The organism is Paracoccus sp. pheM1, from assembly GCF_018499825.1.
Taxonomy (GTDB): Bacteria; Pseudomonadota; Alphaproteobacteria; order Rhodobacterales; family Rhodobacteraceae; genus Paracoccus; species Paracoccus versutus.
The window spans coordinates 2,286,993-2,301,208 of sequence record NZ_JAGXCX010000001.1; the positions used below are offsets into that span (position 1 = coordinate 2,286,993).

The window sequence follows — 14,216 nt, forward strand, 5'->3', positions numbered from 1 at the left end:
ACCGATGACCGACCGCATTCCGCTGAAGCGCGCGCTGATTTCCGTTTCCGACAAGACCGGGCTGATCGACTTTGCGCGGGCGCTTTCGGCGCGGGGCGTCGAGATCCTGTCCACCGGCGGCACCGCCAAGGCGCTGCGCGAGGCGGGGCTGAGCGTGGTGGACGTGGCCGAAGTGACCGGCTTTCCCGAGATGATGGACGGCCGCGTCAAGACGCTGCACCCGGTGGTCCACGGCGGCCTGCTGGCGCTGCGCGACAACGAGGAACACATGGCCGCCGCCCGGTCGCACCGGATCGGCATGATCGACCTGCTGGTCGTCAACCTCTATCCGTTCGAGGCGACGGTGGCCAAGGGCGCCGCCCATGACGATTGCATCGAAAACATCGACATCGGCGGCCCGGCGATGATCCGCGCCGCCGCCAAGAACCACGCCTTCGTGACGGTGGTGGTCGATGTCGAGGACTATGCCGCCGTGCTGGCCGAGCTTGACGCCAACGACGACCGCACCAGCCTGGCCTTTCGCCAGCGGCAGGCGCAGATCGCCTATGCCAGGACGGCCGCCTATGACGCCGCGGTCTCGACCTGGATGGCCGGGGCCATCGGCGAGGAAACCCCGCGCCGGCGCAGCTTTTCGGGCCAGCTGGCGCAGACCCTGCGCTATGGCGAGAACCCGCACCAGTCCGCCGCCTTCTACAAGGACGGCTCGGACCGTCCGGGCGTCGCCACCGCGCGGCAATGGCAGGGCAAGGAACTCAGCTACAACAACATCAACGACACCGACGCCGCCTTCGAGCTGGTGGCCGAGTTCGACCCGGCCCAGGGCCCGGCGGTGGCGATCATCAAGCACGCCAACCCCTGCGGCGTGGCCCGCGGCGACAGCGCCGTCGATGCCTACCGGCGCGCCTTCGACTGCGACCGCACCTCGGCCTTCGGCGGCATCATCGCGCTGAACACCACGCTCGACGGCGAAACCGCGCAGGCGATCACCGAGATCTTTACCGAGGTGGTCATCGCCCCCGACGCCACCGACGAGGCGAAAGAGATCTTCGCCGCCAAGAAGAACCTGCGGCTCTTGACCACCGGCGGGCTGCCCGACCCCGCGGCGCCTGGGCTGGCCTTCCGCCAGGTCGCCGGCGGCTTCCTGGTGCAGGGCCGCGACAACGGCCGCATCCTGCGCGCCGACCTGAAGGTGGTGACGAAAAGCCAGCCGACCGACCAGGAACTGGCCGACCTGCTGTTCGCCTGGACCGTGGCCAAGCATGTGAAATCGAACGCCATCGTCTATGCCCGCGACCTGGCCACCGTCGGCATCGGCGCCGGCCAGATGAGCCGCGTCGATTCGACCCGCATCGGCAAGCGCAAGTCCGAGGACATGGCCGAGGCGCTGGGCCTGGCGCAGGCGCTGACCATCGGCTCCTCGGTCGCCTCGGACGCCTTCTTCCCCTTCGCCGACGGGGTCGAGGCGCTGGCGGCGGCGGGCGCGCGGGCGGTGATCCAGCCCGGCGGCTCGATGCGCGACGCCGAGGTGATCGAGGCCGCCGACCGGCTGGGCCTGGCCATGGTCTTTACCGGCCAGCGGCATTTCCGTCACTGATGGCCGAGACCGCGACCCCCAAGCCGCGGAAAAGCCCGGCGGCCCGCAAGCGGCGCGGCAAGAAGCCGCCGCCGCCGCGCGTCGGGCGCAACGTGGCGCTGGTGGCGGGGCTGGTCTTTGTGCTGGACCAGGCGCTGAAATACCTGGTCGTGCATGTGCTGCGGCTGGACCAGCTGCGCGAGATCGACGTGATCGACCCCTGGCTGAACCTGCGCATGGCCTGGAACCAGGGCATGAACTTCGGCCTGTTCGCCAGCGATGTCGAGGTGATGCGCTGGGTGCTGATCGCCATCGCGCTGGCCGTCTGCCTGTGGGTCGGGATCTGGGTCGGGCGGGCCAAGCCGTCGCGCTTTGCGCAAGCCTCGGCCGGGCTGCTGATCGGCGGGGCGCTGGGCAATGTCGTGGACCGGCTGACCTATGGCGCGGTGGCGGATTTCCTGAACATGTCGCTGCCGGGCTGGCGCAACCCCTACAGCTTCAACGTGGCCGACATCGCCATCTTCCTGGGCGCGATGGGGCTGGTGCTGCTGCCGCCCGAGCGCAAGCCCGAGCCGAAGAAGCGCCGCGCCCCGGCCAAGCCGCGGGCGCCCAAGCCCCGCCCCGCGAACGGCGAACGGCCCTTGGCCGGCGACGAGGCGCAGGCGGAACTGGCGCTGGACGACAAGACCCGTGACGAGGCCGGGAATACACGCTAAGAACGGGCCGGACGAACAAGAGGGACGCAAGATGCGGGCGATCGCGCTGACCATGACCACGCTGCTGCTGGCCGCTTGCAGCAGCGATCCGCGTCTGATGAACACCAACGCCGGCCGCACCAGCCCGGACGAATTCTCGATCCTGCCGACCAAGCCCTTGCAGATGCCGGCCGACCTGAACGTGCTGCCGCCGCCGACGCCGGGGGGTGGCAACATCACCGATCCGACGCCCCATGCCGATGCCGTGGCGGCGCTGGGCGGCAATCCGGGCCAGCTTGCCGCGCAGGGCGTCGGCGTCGCCGATGCCGCGCTGATCGCCCATGCCTCGCGCCTGGGCCGCGACCCGGCGATCCGCCAGACCACCGCGCAAGAGGATCTGGCCTGGCGCAGCCGCCATTCCCGCCGCGCGCTCGAGGTGCTGGCGCGGACCAATGTCTATTACCGCGCCTATGAATCGATGACGCTGGACAGCTGGTCGGAACTGGAACGCTGGCGCCCGACCGGCGTGCAGCTGCCCGCCGCGCCGCCCCGCGGCATGAGCAACGGCGACGTCGCCGCCCGGCCCAGCGTGGTGGACCGGGTGCCGATCCTGCGCGAGGACTGATCGCGCCCCGATCACGCCGAGATGAGGGGCGGCAGGCTTGCGCGCGACCCCGCGCAAGGGCAGGTTCGTGGCGCGACCCCGAACCGGAGCCTGCCATGACCATCCTGACCCGACTTGCGCCCCTTGCGCTGCTGCTGGCCGCATCCCCCGCGCTGGCCGAAATGCCCAAGGGAATCAGCCATTTCACCCTGGAAAACGGCCTGGAAGCCGTGGTGATCGAGGATCACCGCGCCCCGGTCGTGGTGCAGATGCTGTGGTATCGCATCGGCTCGGCCGACGAGCAGCCCGGCAAGTCCGGCATCGCGCATTACCTGGAACACCTGATGTTCAAGGGCACCGACAAGCTGGGACCGGGGGATCTCAGCAAGACCGTGACCGCCAATGGCGGCATGGACAACGCCTTCACCAGCTACGACTTCACCACCTATTTCCAGCGCATCGCCAGCGACCGCCTGCCGCTGATCATGGAGATGGAGGCCGACCGCATGGCCAATCTCAAGATCGGCGAGGACGACTGGCAGGCCGAGCGCCAGGTGGTGCTGGAGGAACGCTCGCAGCGCACCGACAGCGACCCCGGCGCGCAATTCTCGGAAGAGCGCAGCGCGGTGCAGTTCTACAACCACCCCTATGGCCGCCCGGTGATCGGCTGGCGGCAGGAGATGGAGGGGCTGACGCGCGAGGATGCCATCGCCTGGTATGACGCGCATTACGCCCCGAACGCCGCCGTGCTGGTCATCGCCGGCGACGTGACCCCCGAAGAGGTGCGCGAACTGGCCGAGAAATATTACGGCCCCGTCCCGCCCAAGCCCGACGCCGCCCGCCAGCCGCGCCCGCAAGAGCCGATCCAGCGCTCGCCCCGGCGGATGGAGCGGGTGGACCCCCGCGTCGCCCAGCCGGTGATGATCCGCACCGTGATCGCGCCCGAACGCAACCGGGGCGAGCAGCAGCAGGCCGCCGCGCTGACCGTGCTGGCCAACCTGCTGGCGGGTTCCAGCCAGACCTCGGTCCTGGCCCGCGACCTGGTGCTGACCGGCAAGGCGCTTTACGTGAATGCCTCCTACGACGGGTTCGCGGTCGATCCGACCACCTTCGGCATCTCGATGGTGCCGGCGCCGGGGGTTGAGAATGCCGAGGCCGAGGCGGCGCTGGACGCGGCGCTGGCGAAATTCCTGGCCGAGGGCCCCGACCCGGCGCAGCTGGAACGGGTCAAGACCCGGATCCGCGCCGCCCGCATCTATTCCCAGGATTCGGCGCATGGCCGGGCCTATGACTATGGCCAGGGCCTGGCCACCGGCCTGACCATCGAGGACGTGAACGACTGGCCCGACCTCCTGGCCGCCGTCACCACCGAGGACATCCGCGCCGCCGCCAGGCTGGTGCTGGAAAGCAAGGCCAGCGTCACCGGCTGGCTGCTGCCGCCGCCCGAGGAGCCGCAACCCGTCGCTGCCGAAGTCGCCAATCCGGGAGAAGCCGAATGATCCGCGCCCTTGCCACCCTTGTCTTCGTCGCCCTGGCCAGCCTGCCTGCGCGCGCCATCGAGATCCAGGAGATCACCTCGCCCGGCGGCATCAAGGCCTGGCTGGTCGAGGATCACTCGATCCCCTTCACCGCGCTGTCGCTGATGTTCCGGGGCGGCGCCAGCCTGGACGCGCCGGGCAAGCGCGGCCAGATGAGCCTGATGACCGCCCTGCTGGAGGAGGGCGCGGGCGAGATGGACTCGGTGCAATATGCCGAGGCGGTCGAGGGGCTGGGCGCGCAGAACCGCTTCGATGTCGGCGACGATGCGCTGACCGTCAACACCCGCATGCTGACCGAGAACCGCGACCAGGCGGCCGAATTGCTGCGCCAGGCGCTGGCCGAGCCGCGCTTCGACCCCGATGCGGTCGAGCGGGTGCGGGCGCAGTTGCAGGCGGTCATCCGGTCCGAGGCGACCAGCCCGAACGCCATCGCCAGCAAGGAACTGGCGCGGCTGGCCTGGGGCGAGCATCCCTATGCCACCTCGATCAACGGCACGCGCGAAACCGTGGCCGCGCTGACCCGCGACGACCTGGTCGCGGCCAGGGACCGCATCCTGGCCCGCGACCGCGTGGTGGTGGCCGCGGCCGGCGACATCACCGCCGAGGAGCTGGGCAAGCTGATCGACGCCGTGCTGGGCGGGCTGCCCGAACAGGGCTCGGCCCCGCTGCCGGACAGGGCCCGGCTGCAACTGACCGGCGGGGTGACGGTGATCGACTGGGACAGCCCGCAGACCGTGGTCAGCTTTGCCCAGCCCGGCCTGCCCATGTCCGACCCGGATTACTTCGCCGCCTTCGTCGCCGATCACATCCTGGGCGGCGGCGGCTTTTCCTCGCGCCTGATGGACGAGATCCGCGAAAAGCGCGGGCTGACCTATGGCGTCAGCACCGGCCTTGCCAACGGCGTCTATGGCGAGACCTGGCAGGGCGGCATGGCCAGCGCGAACGACAAGGTGGCCGAGGCGGTCGGCCTGATCCGCCAGGAATGGGACCGTTTCGCCAAGGGCGGCGTCACGGAAAAGGAACTGGCCGATGCCAAGACCTACCTGACCGGCGAATATGCGCTGCGCTTCGACGGCAACGGCAAGATCGCCGGCATCCTGGCCGGGATGCAGCTGATCGGCCTGCCGGCGGATTACGTCAACACCCGCAACGGCAAGATCGAGGCGGTGACGGCCGCGGACGTGCAGCGCGTGGGGCAGCGCCTGCTGCATTCCGACCAGATCCGCTTCGTGCTGGTCGGCCGGCCGGAAGGCATCGACGCGACCAACTGACGAATCCTTTCCCGCCGCGCCGGGAAATGCTAGATCTGGGGGCATGAACACCCATGCCCCCAAGATGCGTCCCGTCATCCGGCAATTGGACGAGGCCGCGGCCAACCGCATCGCCGCCGGCGAGGTGGTTGAACGCCCGGCCTCGGCCGTCAAGGAACTGGTCGAGAATGCGCTCGATGCCGGCGCGACGCGGGTGAACGTGGCCATCGCCAAGGGCGGCAAGGCGCTGATCCGCGTCAGCGACGACGGCTGCGGCATGACGGCCGAGGATCTGCCGCTGGCGCTGGCCCGGCACGCGACCAGCAAGATCGACGGCAGCGACCTTCTGGACATCCGCAGCTTCGGCTTTCGCGGCGAGGCGCTGCCCAGCCTCGGCGCCGTGGGCCGGCTGTCGATCACCAGCCGCGCCGCCGGCCATGACGGCGCGCAGATCGCCGTCACCGGCGGGCGCATCGGCCCGGTCAAGCCGGCGGCGGGCAATCGCGGCACGGTGGTCGAGTTGCGCGACCTGTTCTTTGCCACGCCGGCGCGGCTGAAATTCCTGCGCACGGACCGGGCCGAGACCCAGGCCGTGGCCGAGGCGATCCGCCGCCTGGCCATGGCCGAGCCCTATGTCGGCTTCACGCTGACCGACGAGGACGAGGGCCGGGTGCTGTTTCGCGCCGATGCCGAGCAGGGCGAGCTGTTCGGCGCCCTGCAGACCCGGTTGGCCCGCGTCATGGGCCGCGATTTCATCGACAACGCGCTTGCCATCGACGCGACGCGGGACGGTATCACCCTGACCGGCTTTGCCGCCCTGCCGACCTATTCGCGCGGCGCGGCGGTGGCGCAGCATCTTTACGTCAACGGCCGCCCGGTGCGCGACAAGCTGCTGACCGGGGCGCTGCGGGCGGGCTATATGGACGTGCTGGCCTCGGGCCGGTATCCGGCGGCGGTGCTGTTTCTGACCTGCGATCCGCACCAGGTCGACGTGAACGTGCATCCCGCCAAGGCCGAGGTCCGCTTTCGCGAACCGGGCATCGCCCGCGGGCTGGTGGTCAGCGCGCTGCGCCATGCGCTGGCGGGGGCGGGGCATCGCGCCTCGTCCACCGTGGCCGCGGCGGCGCTGGGGGTGGCGCGGCCCGAGCCGGAACAGCCGCGCCGCTATCAGGCCAGCTACGCGCCCGCCCGCCCCTCGGGCCCAGCCATCGCCGCCAGCCTGGCCTTTCAGGCACCGGGCTTTGCCGAGGCGCCGACCGCGCGGGTCGAGCCCGAACCCGAAGCCCAGCCCGAGCCTGCGGCCGAGGCGCCGCTGGGCGCCGCCCGCGCGCAGCTGCACGAGAACTGGATCGTCGCCCAGACCGCCGACGGCATCGTCATCGTCGACCAGCATGCCGCCCATGAACGCCTGGTCTATGAGCGGCTGAAGGCGCAGCTTGATGCCAGCGGCATCGCCAGCCAGGCCCTGCTGATCCCCGAGATCGTCGAGCTGTCCGAAGCCGACGCCCAAAGCATCCTTGCCATCGCCGATGAGCTGGCCGCGCTGGGACTGGTGATCGAGCCCTTCGGCGGCGGCGCCATCGCGGTGCGCGAGGTGCCGGCGCTGATCCAGCGCCTGGACGCCCGGCGGCTGATCCGCGACATCCTGGACGACCTGGCCGACCAGGGCACGTCCGAACGGCTGCGGGCGCGGGTCGATGCGGTGCTGTCCTCGATGGCCTGCCACGGCTCGGTCCGCTCGGGCCGGCGCATGTCGGCGGAGGAGATGAACGCGCTTTTGCGCGAGATGGAGCGGGTGCCGAAATCCGGCCAGTGCAACCACGGCCGCCCGACCTGGATCGAGCTGAAGCTGTCGGACATCGAGCGGCTTTTCGGCCGCTGAGCGATCCCGCCCGGCCGCGACCCGATGACGCAGGCGCGGCCGATGCCCGGCACCTTGGCCCGCCCCCCTGCCCCCGCTTGCAGCCGCGCCGGGCTTTTGCCCGCGCCTGCCGTCCTGCGCAGACGGCTCGGGGGCATGGCCGGCGCGCGGTCCATCATCGCGCCCGCTTCGATCCCGATTGACCCCGGCGCCGGTCGGGGCGACAAATGGACAGATCCCGGAGGTGCCGCCATGCTGGAAATCAGTCCCGAAAAGATCGCCCATGTCATCATCCGCGCCCGCGAATACGAAAGCGGCGTGAACCCCTGGGCGCATAGCGGGCATCGCAAGGGCCATGGCACCCAGACCGAACTGGCCGAGTTCATCGCCAGCCTGAACGAGGACGAGCAGGCCAGCCTGGTCGCGGTGATGTGGATCGGCCGCGACACCTTCGGCCCCGAGGATCTGGACGAGGCGATCGAGACCGCCAAGGCCGAGCGCAGCACCCCCACCCAGGATTACCTGATGGGCGAGCCGCAGCTGGCCGATTACCTGGAAGCGGGGATGGAGGCGCTTGGCATCTCGCCCGAGGATGCCGAGGACGCGTTGCAGCGCCCGGTCTAGGGTCCAGATCGTCGACAATCCTGTTCGGAAGCCGAGAGCCTGCGGAGGCAAGTGCAGGTTCCCGGTTCTCAGCCGATTGTGGCTGCCGTCTTGGTGGCGATCCCAGGCTTTTGGTCCAGTGTCGTGATCGGGACCGGCAATCGGCACCTTGCCCTATAATGCGGCGGCCGGGCCTTCTCCAGCGAAGGCACACCCGGCCCTCAGCCGCGCGCCAGCCGGATCAGCTCGCCCCCATCGGTCAGGATCAGCAGCGCCCCGTCCGGCGCCAGTTCGATGTCGCGCACGCGGCCGATGCCCTCCAGCAGGCGCTGCTCTCCGCTCACGCGGTCGCCCTCGATGCGCAGCCGCACCACCGCCCCGGCCTGCAGGCCGCCGATCAGCGCATCGCCTTCCAGTTCCGGGAACATGGCGCCGCGATAGAACACCATCCCGCTGGGCGCGATCACCGGATCCCAGTAATAGACCGGCTGCTCCATCCCCTCGCGCTGGGTGATGCCCTGGCCGATGGGGCCGCCGCTGTAGTCCTGGCCATAGGTGATGACCGGCCAGCCATAGTTGCGCCCGGCCTGCGGCAGGTTGAGTTCGTCGCCGCCCTGCGGGCCATGCTCGACCGTCCAGAGCCGGCCCTGCGCGTCCAGCGCCGCCGCCTGGATGTTGCGATGGCCCCAGGACCAGATCTCGGGCCGGGCCTGCCCCTCGGTGAAGGGATTGCCGGGCGCGGCGGCGCCGGTGGCGGGGTCGATGCGCAGCACCTTGCCCAGATGCGTGCCCAGATCCTGCGCCAGTTGCCGCGGCTCGGGGCGCGAGCGCTCGCCGGTGGTGACGAACAGCTGCCCCTGCCGGTCGAAGACCAGGCGCGAGCCGAAATGCAGGGTCGAGGCCCAGGCCGGCTCCTGCCGGAAGATCACCCGCATCTCTTCCAGCGCGGTGCCGTCGGCCGACAGCCGCCCGGTGCCGACCGCGGTGGCGTTGCGGCCATTGCCGCGCGGCTCGGAAAAGCTGAACCAGACCTGCCGCGTGCTGCCGAAATCCGGCGCCACCGCCACGTCCAGAAGCCCGCCCTGGCCGCGGGCATCGACCTCGGGCATGCCCTGGATGGGCTGGGACAGCTGGCCGTCGCGGTAAAGCCGCAGCGTGCCGGTGCGTTCGGTGATCAGCAAGCCGCCACCGGGCAAAAGCGCCATGCCCCAGGGATCGCTGAGCCCCCGGATCAGCGGAACCCGGCTGATCGGGATCTGCTCGCGGATCTCGGGGGCGCGGGTCTGGCCGGGAAAGGCCGGGCTCTGCCCGCTGGCGTTCGGGGGACGGTCGTTCAACTCGGCCAGCGCCGGCGGGGCGGCAAGGCACAGGGCAAGGCTGGCGGCAATGGCAGCGGGTCGCGTCATCATGGTCGCATCCGTCTGACTGGGGTTCGCGGCCCAACGTCCCGGCCGCCGCTTGCGTTCCCGGCCGGCGTCAAGACGCGGCCAGATGGTCCCGAAACAGCGCCCCCGCCCTGCCCCAGGCCCCCTCGTCGATGCGGTCCAGGCGCTTCAGCACCGGCAGCAGCTGCGCGGCATAATCCAGCGCGCTTTCGCGCGGCAAGAGCGAGGGCAGGTTGTCGATCGCCATCACGTCCAACGGCGGGCGCTCGGCCAGGCGGATCGCCGGCCGATCCCAGTCGGTCGCGCGGTCATAGACCTTGACCGGGTTGAAATCGCTGGAGGGATCGCAGGCGACGTCGCCGATCACCGTCAGCGCCCGGCCGGGCCCGACCGCCTCGGGCGGCACCAGAACCGGGGTCTGCGGCCCGGCCAGGATGCAGTTCACGAACAGCTCATGCGCCAGGATCTCGGGGAAGGGGCCGCCGCCGGCCGTCTCGGCCATGTCCCATTTCGTGACCCGCACCCCCATGCGGGCCAGCAGGTCCGACGCGCCGCTGCCCACCCGCCCCAGCGCGCCGACGACGATGGCATGCGGCCGCGGCGCGCCGGTCGCGTCCAGCTCGGCCCGCAGCTCGTCCTGCATCCCTCTTGCGAGGGCCAGGCGGCGACCGGCCCGCAGAGGCTGCCGCGCCGCTGCGCCGCCCAGGCCTTCAGCGAGACGGCGGCCCCGGCAAAACCGGCCCAATAGCCGAAGGCCGCCAGCCGCCGGCCGTTCTCGTCGGTCAGGTATTCCAGGTCATACAGCACGCCGCCGCCGTCGCGAAACCGGCGCAGCAGCGCCAGCCCGGCCGGCTGGCCCTTGTAGGCATGGCCGAACATGATGTGGCGATGCGCCAGGGGCGTGCCATCCTCGGGCAGTTCCTTGAGGCCGAAGACGATGGCCTCGGCCGGGGCGCCCGGCCAGGAAGCCGCGGGCGCGATTTCGGCCCCGGCCGCGGCGTAACCGGCGATGGGCAGGATGCGATGCGGGCTTTCCTCGACCGTGACGCGGAAGCCCTGCGCAATCAACTCGCCCAGACCGGCGGGGGTGATGCCGACCCGCTGTTCATTGGCGCGGCTTTCCGCGCGGACCCAAAGATGAACCATGCGCGCCTCCTTTGCGGCCAAGGCTAGGGGAACGGCGCCTGCACGGCAAGCGAGGGTCGCCTTGCGCCGCGGAACGGTCCCTGCCCGGCCGCGTCGATGCGCGCGATGGCCTGGGAGATGGGCTCGACGATTACCGCCATGGCGAAGGCGGTGGCATGGATCATGCGCTCGCCGTCCAGCGCCAGGGCGACATGGCCGGGCCAGAACAGCAGGTCGTTGCGGCGGATCGGGCCGTCCGCCGGGGGAAAGGCCGTCTCTTGCAGGTCGCTGTCGCCGGGACAGGGCACGGCGCAGGCCGCCAGCGCAGCCTGCGCCAGGCCCGAGCAGTCGATACCGCAGCGGCTGTTGCCGCCCCACAGATAGGGCGTGCCCAGGAAACGCCCGGCCACCGCGGCGGGGTCGCGCTCGGCGCGGTCCGCGATATGCTGCGCCGGCACCCAGCCGCCCTGCGCCAGCCGGGCGAAACCGTCCCGCATGGCGATGACCGACAGCCGCGCGCCCAGCGACAGCCGCATCGACTCGGGGGTCTTCATGTCCGGCTCGGCATAGACATGGGTGGCCGGGGCAGTGACGCGATGGGTGACGGCCGGCATCTGCCGGCTCAGCCCCTCGGCCCGGACCCAGCCGCAATAGCCGTCCGCCGCCGCCTGCACGAAGGCCCAACCCCCGGCCTGCTCCAGCTGCACCAGGTCGGCGCCGAAGTTCAGCTGGCGGTCGCGGGCACCGCCGGGCGCGCGGCACAGATCGGCCAGCGGCGCGACCAGCCGCATCGGCTGGCCGGGCGTATAGGCCGGACGCTCCAGGATGCCGCGCAGGGATTCCAGCGCCACCCGCTCGGTCGCCGGGGTCAGCCGGCGGTCGGCGGGCGCGGTCATCGCAGGATTTCCGGCAGGGCGTGCAGGATGGCGCGCATGGCCTGGCCCGCGCCGCCCTTGGGCCGGCCGGGCGCGGCACTGGGCTGCCAGCCATAGATGTCGAAATGCGCATAGGCCCGCGCTTGGCCGGCAAAGCGGCGCAGGAACAGCGCCGCGGTGATCGCCCCGGCAAACCCGCCCGAGGGCGCATTGTCCAGATCGGCGATGGCCGGCTCGATCATCGCCTCATAGGGTTCCCAGAAGGGCAGGCGCCAGACCGGGTCGCCATGGGCCCGGCCGGCGCCCTGGATCGCGGCCGCCAGCGCGTCGTCGTCGCAGAAGAAGGGCGGCAGTTCGGGGCCAAGCGCGACGCGGGCGGCGCCGGTCAGCGTCGCCATCGACACCAGCAGCTCCGGCGCCTCCTCCGCCGCCAGGGCCAGCGCATCGGCCAGCACCAGCCGGCCCTCGGCATCGGTATTGTTGACCTCGACCGTCAGGCCCTTGCGGCTGGTCAGGATGTCGCCGGGACGGAAGGCATTGGCGGAAATGGCGTTTTCCACCGCCGGGATCAGGATGCGCAGCCGCATGTCGCGATGCAGGCCCAGTCGGGCCAGGGTCTCGGCCAGGCCCAGCACATTGGCCGCGCCCCCCATGTCCTTCTTCATCAGCGCCATTGAGGCGGCCGGCTTGATGTCCAGCCCGCCGGTGTCGAAACAGACCCCCTTGCCGACCAGCGTCAGCCGCGGCCCCTCGCCCGGAAAGCGGATGTCGATCAGCCGGGGCGCTTGTGCCCCAGCCCGGCCGACGGCGTGGATCATCGGGAAGTTGCGGGCGATAAGGTCGTCGCCGCAGACCACCTCGATCCCGGCGCCATGCCGCCCGGCCAGGTCGCGCGCGGCCTGCTCCAGCTCGCCCGGACCCATGTCCGAGGCGGGGGTGTTGATCAGGTCGCGCGCCAGGTATTCGCCCGCGGCCATGGCGATCAGCCGGTCGCGGTCCAGCCCCTCGGGACAGACAAGCCGGGCGCCCGGCGCCTCGACCCGCTTGTAGCGGTCAAAGCGATACTGCGCGAAAAGCCAGCCCAGGGCGCCCAGGGCCAGATCGAACCCCTGCGGCCGATTCGCCAGGCGCCAGTTGCCGGCCGGCAGCGCCTCGGCCGCCCGCGCCAGCGCAAAGCGGTCCCGCGCCGGGCGATCCGTGGGCTGGGGACCAAGGCCGAATAGCGTGCCGCCAAGCCCGCCATCCGGCAAGGGAAGCAGGCAGACCTGCCCCGCCTTGGCCGCAAAGCCCTGCGCCCGGGCCCAATTCGCAGCCAGGGGGTCGATGTCGGAGGACAGGTCGGGCCCTGCCTCGCCCGGCCGGACCAGCCAAAGCGGAAGCGAAGGGGCATCAGAATCGGCAAACTGGGGTATCATCGGCATGGTCGTGACCTTCTGTCCTTTGCGGCACCCTAGCGCCCAGGCCAAGGGCTGCAAGGGCGCGTTCGTTCAAGAGGTTTCCGGCGGATCCCACAGCTCGGTCAGCGACCGGTTGCCGATCCGTTCAAGCCTGCAGGTCGTGGCGGCCAGCGCCGGTTCGTCCTGGCGTTCCGCGCAAGCGCCGACATCGATGGCGACCCCCGCCAGGGTGACGAGCCCGACCTGCCAGGCCAGCCGCGAAAGCTGGTCGGCATTGGCAACGACGGCCCCCCGGTCGCCCCGCCGCGAAGCGGCCACCGTGCGGCCCAGCGCCAGCGCAAGCTGTTCCAGTGCCGCGCCGATGATCTGGCCGGCCGCGGGCTCGCCCAGTTCACGAACGATCTGTTCAAGCCTTTGCACGTCGATCCGAACCGTCTCGTCCATGCTCAGAACTGCAATCTTCGTCATTCCCGCTCCCATATGGGCTTCCTGTCGCGCTGAGGCGCAAGCTGGCATCAATCCATCAAGAAAAGGTTATGAGGCGCGCGCTAAACCACTCGAACTTTATCGGTCCAGCCGCTATCACTCGTGCGATCGGTAGATGAGGATAGGAATGAAAGAAGCACGTCCACTGCCGCTGTATCTGGTCCAGCGCTACCACGGCTGGCGCGCCACAGCCTTTGTCGAAAATCGCGTCTGGTTTCGCCGTCTGGCCGAGGACGGCCAGCATCCCCGCGCCATGGTCATCGCCTGTTGCGATTCGCGCGTCCACGTGACCTCGATCTTCGGGGCGGATACTGGTGAATTCTTCATTCACCGCAACATCGCCAACCTGGTCCCGCCCTATGCCCCCGACGGCGAGCAGCACGGCACCTCGGCTGCGGTCGAATATGCGGTGAACACGCTCAAGGTCGCCCATGTGGTGGTGGTGGGGCATACCAATTGCGGCGGCGTTCAGGGATGCCATGCCATGTGTTCCGGCCATGCGCCCGAGCTTGAAGAGAAATCCAGCTTCGTCGGCCGCTGGATGGACATCCTGCGTCCGGGATACGAGCGCGTGGCGACGCTGCCGCCCGAACAGCAGATCCGCGGACTCGAGCGGCAAGCCGTTCTCGTTTCGCTTGAAAACCTGATGACCTTTCCCTTCGTGAAAACCGCGGTGGAATCGGGGAACCTGTCCTTGCACGGGGTTTTGCACGACATCGCCGAGGGAACGCTGGAGCAATACGATCATCAGGCCGGGGGCTTCACGCCGGTCATCTGAACCGCTGCCCGCCGCCCCTGACTGGGCCAGTTGCAGGTGCGGACAG

General features: G+C 70.4%; 12 protein-coding genes and 1 pseudogene. 8 read left to right on the plus strand and 5 right to left on the minus strand.

The genetic code is table 11. The features are described 5' to 3' along the window. The first annotated feature begins 4 nt into the window (after window positions 1–4). From purH to KF941_RS11675, 7 genes are all read left to right on the plus strand, one after another. Window positions 5–1,594 carry a bifunctional phosphoribosylaminoimidazolecarboxamide formyltransferase/IMP cyclohydrolase gene (purH, locus tag KF941_RS11645; RefSeq protein ID WP_214273395.1) on the plus strand — a complete coding sequence of 530 codons (1,590 nt, stop codon included), beginning with the start codon at window positions 5–7 and terminating at the stop codon, window positions 1,592–1,594. Further along, the gene (gene lspA / locus KF941_RS11650; RefSeq protein WP_214273396.1) at window positions 1,594–2,289 is read left to right on the plus strand and encodes a signal peptidase II; all 696 of its coding nucleotides are present in this window, start codon (window positions 1,594–1,596) and stop codon (window positions 2,287–2,289) included. The genes purH and lspA overlap by 1 nt, the downstream gene beginning before the upstream one ends. A 31-nt stretch (window positions 2,290–2,320) precedes the next feature. Then, complete coding sequence (locus KF941_RS11655; protein ID WP_036751466.1) at window positions 2,321–2,893, plus strand: DUF3035 domain-containing protein; 573 nt, start codon at window positions 2,321–2,323, stop codon at window positions 2,891–2,893. A 95-nt stretch (window positions 2,894–2,988) separates the two neighbouring features. Next, complete coding sequence (locus KF941_RS11660; protein WP_214273397.1) at window positions 2,989–4,371, plus strand: pitrilysin family protein; 1,383 nt, start codon at window positions 2,989–2,991, stop codon at window positions 4,369–4,371. Beyond that, entirely contained in the window at window positions 4,368–5,681 is a 1,314-nt protein-coding gene (locus KF941_RS11665) for a pitrilysin family protein (RefSeq protein WP_214273398.1), read from the plus strand. The genes KF941_RS11660 and KF941_RS11665 overlap by 4 nt, the downstream gene beginning before the upstream one ends. Before the next feature lie 43 nt (window positions 5,682–5,724). Beyond that, on the plus strand, window positions 5,725–7,542 hold the full coding sequence (gene mutL / locus KF941_RS11670) for a DNA mismatch repair endonuclease MutL (RefSeq protein WP_214273399.1): 1,818 nt from the start codon (window positions 5,725–5,727) through the stop codon (window positions 7,540–7,542). 231 nt (window positions 7,543–7,773) lie between these two features. After that, window positions 7,774–8,145 carry a DUF3775 domain-containing protein gene (locus tag KF941_RS11675; protein WP_036751474.1) on the plus strand — a complete coding sequence of 124 codons (372 nt, stop codon included), beginning with the start codon at window positions 7,774–7,776 and terminating at the stop codon, window positions 8,143–8,145. A 200-nt stretch (window positions 8,146–8,345) separates the two neighbouring features. Here the strand turns inward: KF941_RS11675 and KF941_RS11680 are convergent, their stop codons facing one another. The 5 genes and pseudogenes from KF941_RS11680 to KF941_RS11700 all read right to left on the minus strand — a co-directional run bounded on the left by KF941_RS11680 (window position 8,346) and on the right by KF941_RS11700 (window position 13,374). Then, a complete protein-coding gene (locus tag KF941_RS11680; protein ID WP_214273400.1) occupies window positions 8,346–9,533 on the minus strand; it encodes a PQQ-dependent sugar dehydrogenase in 1,188 nt (395 codons plus the stop codon). A 67-nt stretch (window positions 9,534–9,600) separates the two neighbouring features. Beyond that, window positions 9,601–10,655 (minus strand): annotated as a pseudogene (locus tag KF941_RS11685) (saccharopine dehydrogenase). Between the two features lie 23 nt (window positions 10,656–10,678). Next, a complete protein-coding gene (locus KF941_RS11690) occupies window positions 10,679–11,530 on the minus strand; it encodes an NlpC/P60 family protein (RefSeq protein ID WP_214273401.1) in 852 nt (283 codons plus the stop codon). Beyond that, complete coding sequence (locus KF941_RS11695) at window positions 11,527–12,924, minus strand: leucyl aminopeptidase family protein (RefSeq protein ID WP_214273690.1); 1,398 nt, start codon at window positions 12,922–12,924, stop codon at window positions 11,527–11,529. Before KF941_RS11695 ends, KF941_RS11690 begins: the two co-directional genes overlap by 4 nt. A gap of 72 nt (window positions 12,925–12,996) precedes the next feature. Beyond that, window positions 12,997–13,374 (minus strand): hypothetical protein, encoded by a 378-nt coding sequence (locus KF941_RS11700; RefSeq protein WP_214273402.1) that lies wholly within the window; start codon window positions 13,372–13,374, stop codon window positions 12,997–12,999. Window positions 13,375–13,519: 145 nt separating this feature from the next. Here KF941_RS11700 and KF941_RS11705 point away from each other — a divergent pair, with 145 nt between their 5' ends. Then, a complete protein-coding gene (locus tag KF941_RS11705) occupies window positions 13,520–14,170 on the plus strand; it encodes a carbonic anhydrase (protein WP_036751485.1) in 651 nt (216 codons plus the stop codon). Window positions 14,171–14,216: the final 46 nt, after the last annotated feature.

Coding starts and splice junctions, on each gene's coding strand:
- purH (WP_214273395.1), top strand. CDS start 5: ATGACCGACCGCATTCCGCTGAAGCGCGCGCTGATTTCCGTTTCCGAC.
- lspA (WP_214273396.1), top strand. CDS start 1,594: ATGGCCGAGACCGCGACCCCCAAGCCGCGGAAAAGCCCGGCGGCCCGC.
- KF941_RS11655 (WP_036751466.1), top strand. CDS start 2,321: ATGCGGGCGATCGCGCTGACCATGACCACGCTGCTGCTGGCCGCTTGC.
- KF941_RS11660 (WP_214273397.1), top strand. CDS start 2,989: ATGACCATCCTGACCCGACTTGCGCCCCTTGCGCTGCTGCTGGCCGCA.
- KF941_RS11665 (WP_214273398.1), top strand. CDS start 4,368: ATGATCCGCGCCCTTGCCACCCTTGTCTTCGTCGCCCTGGCCAGCCTG.
- mutL (WP_214273399.1), top strand. CDS start 5,725: ATGAACACCCATGCCCCCAAGATGCGTCCCGTCATCCGGCAATTGGAC.
- KF941_RS11675 (WP_036751474.1), top strand. CDS start 7,774: ATGCTGGAAATCAGTCCCGAAAAGATCGCCCATGTCATCATCCGCGCC.
- KF941_RS11680 (WP_214273400.1), bottom strand. CDS start 9,533: ATGATGACGCGACCCGCTGCCATTGCCGCCAGCCTTGCCCTGTGCCTT.
- KF941_RS11690 (WP_214273401.1), bottom strand. CDS start 11,530: ATGACCGCGCCCGCCGACCGCCGGCTGACCCCGGCGACCGAGCGGGTG.
- KF941_RS11695 (WP_214273690.1), bottom strand. CDS start 12,924: ATGATACCCCAGTTTGCCGATTCTGATGCCCCTTCGCTTCCGCTTTGG.
- KF941_RS11700 (WP_214273402.1), bottom strand. CDS start 13,374: ATGACGAAGATTGCAGTTCTGAGCATGGACGAGACGGTTCGGATCGAC.
- KF941_RS11705 (WP_036751485.1), top strand. CDS start 13,520: ATGAAAGAAGCACGTCCACTGCCGCTGTATCTGGTCCAGCGCTACCAC.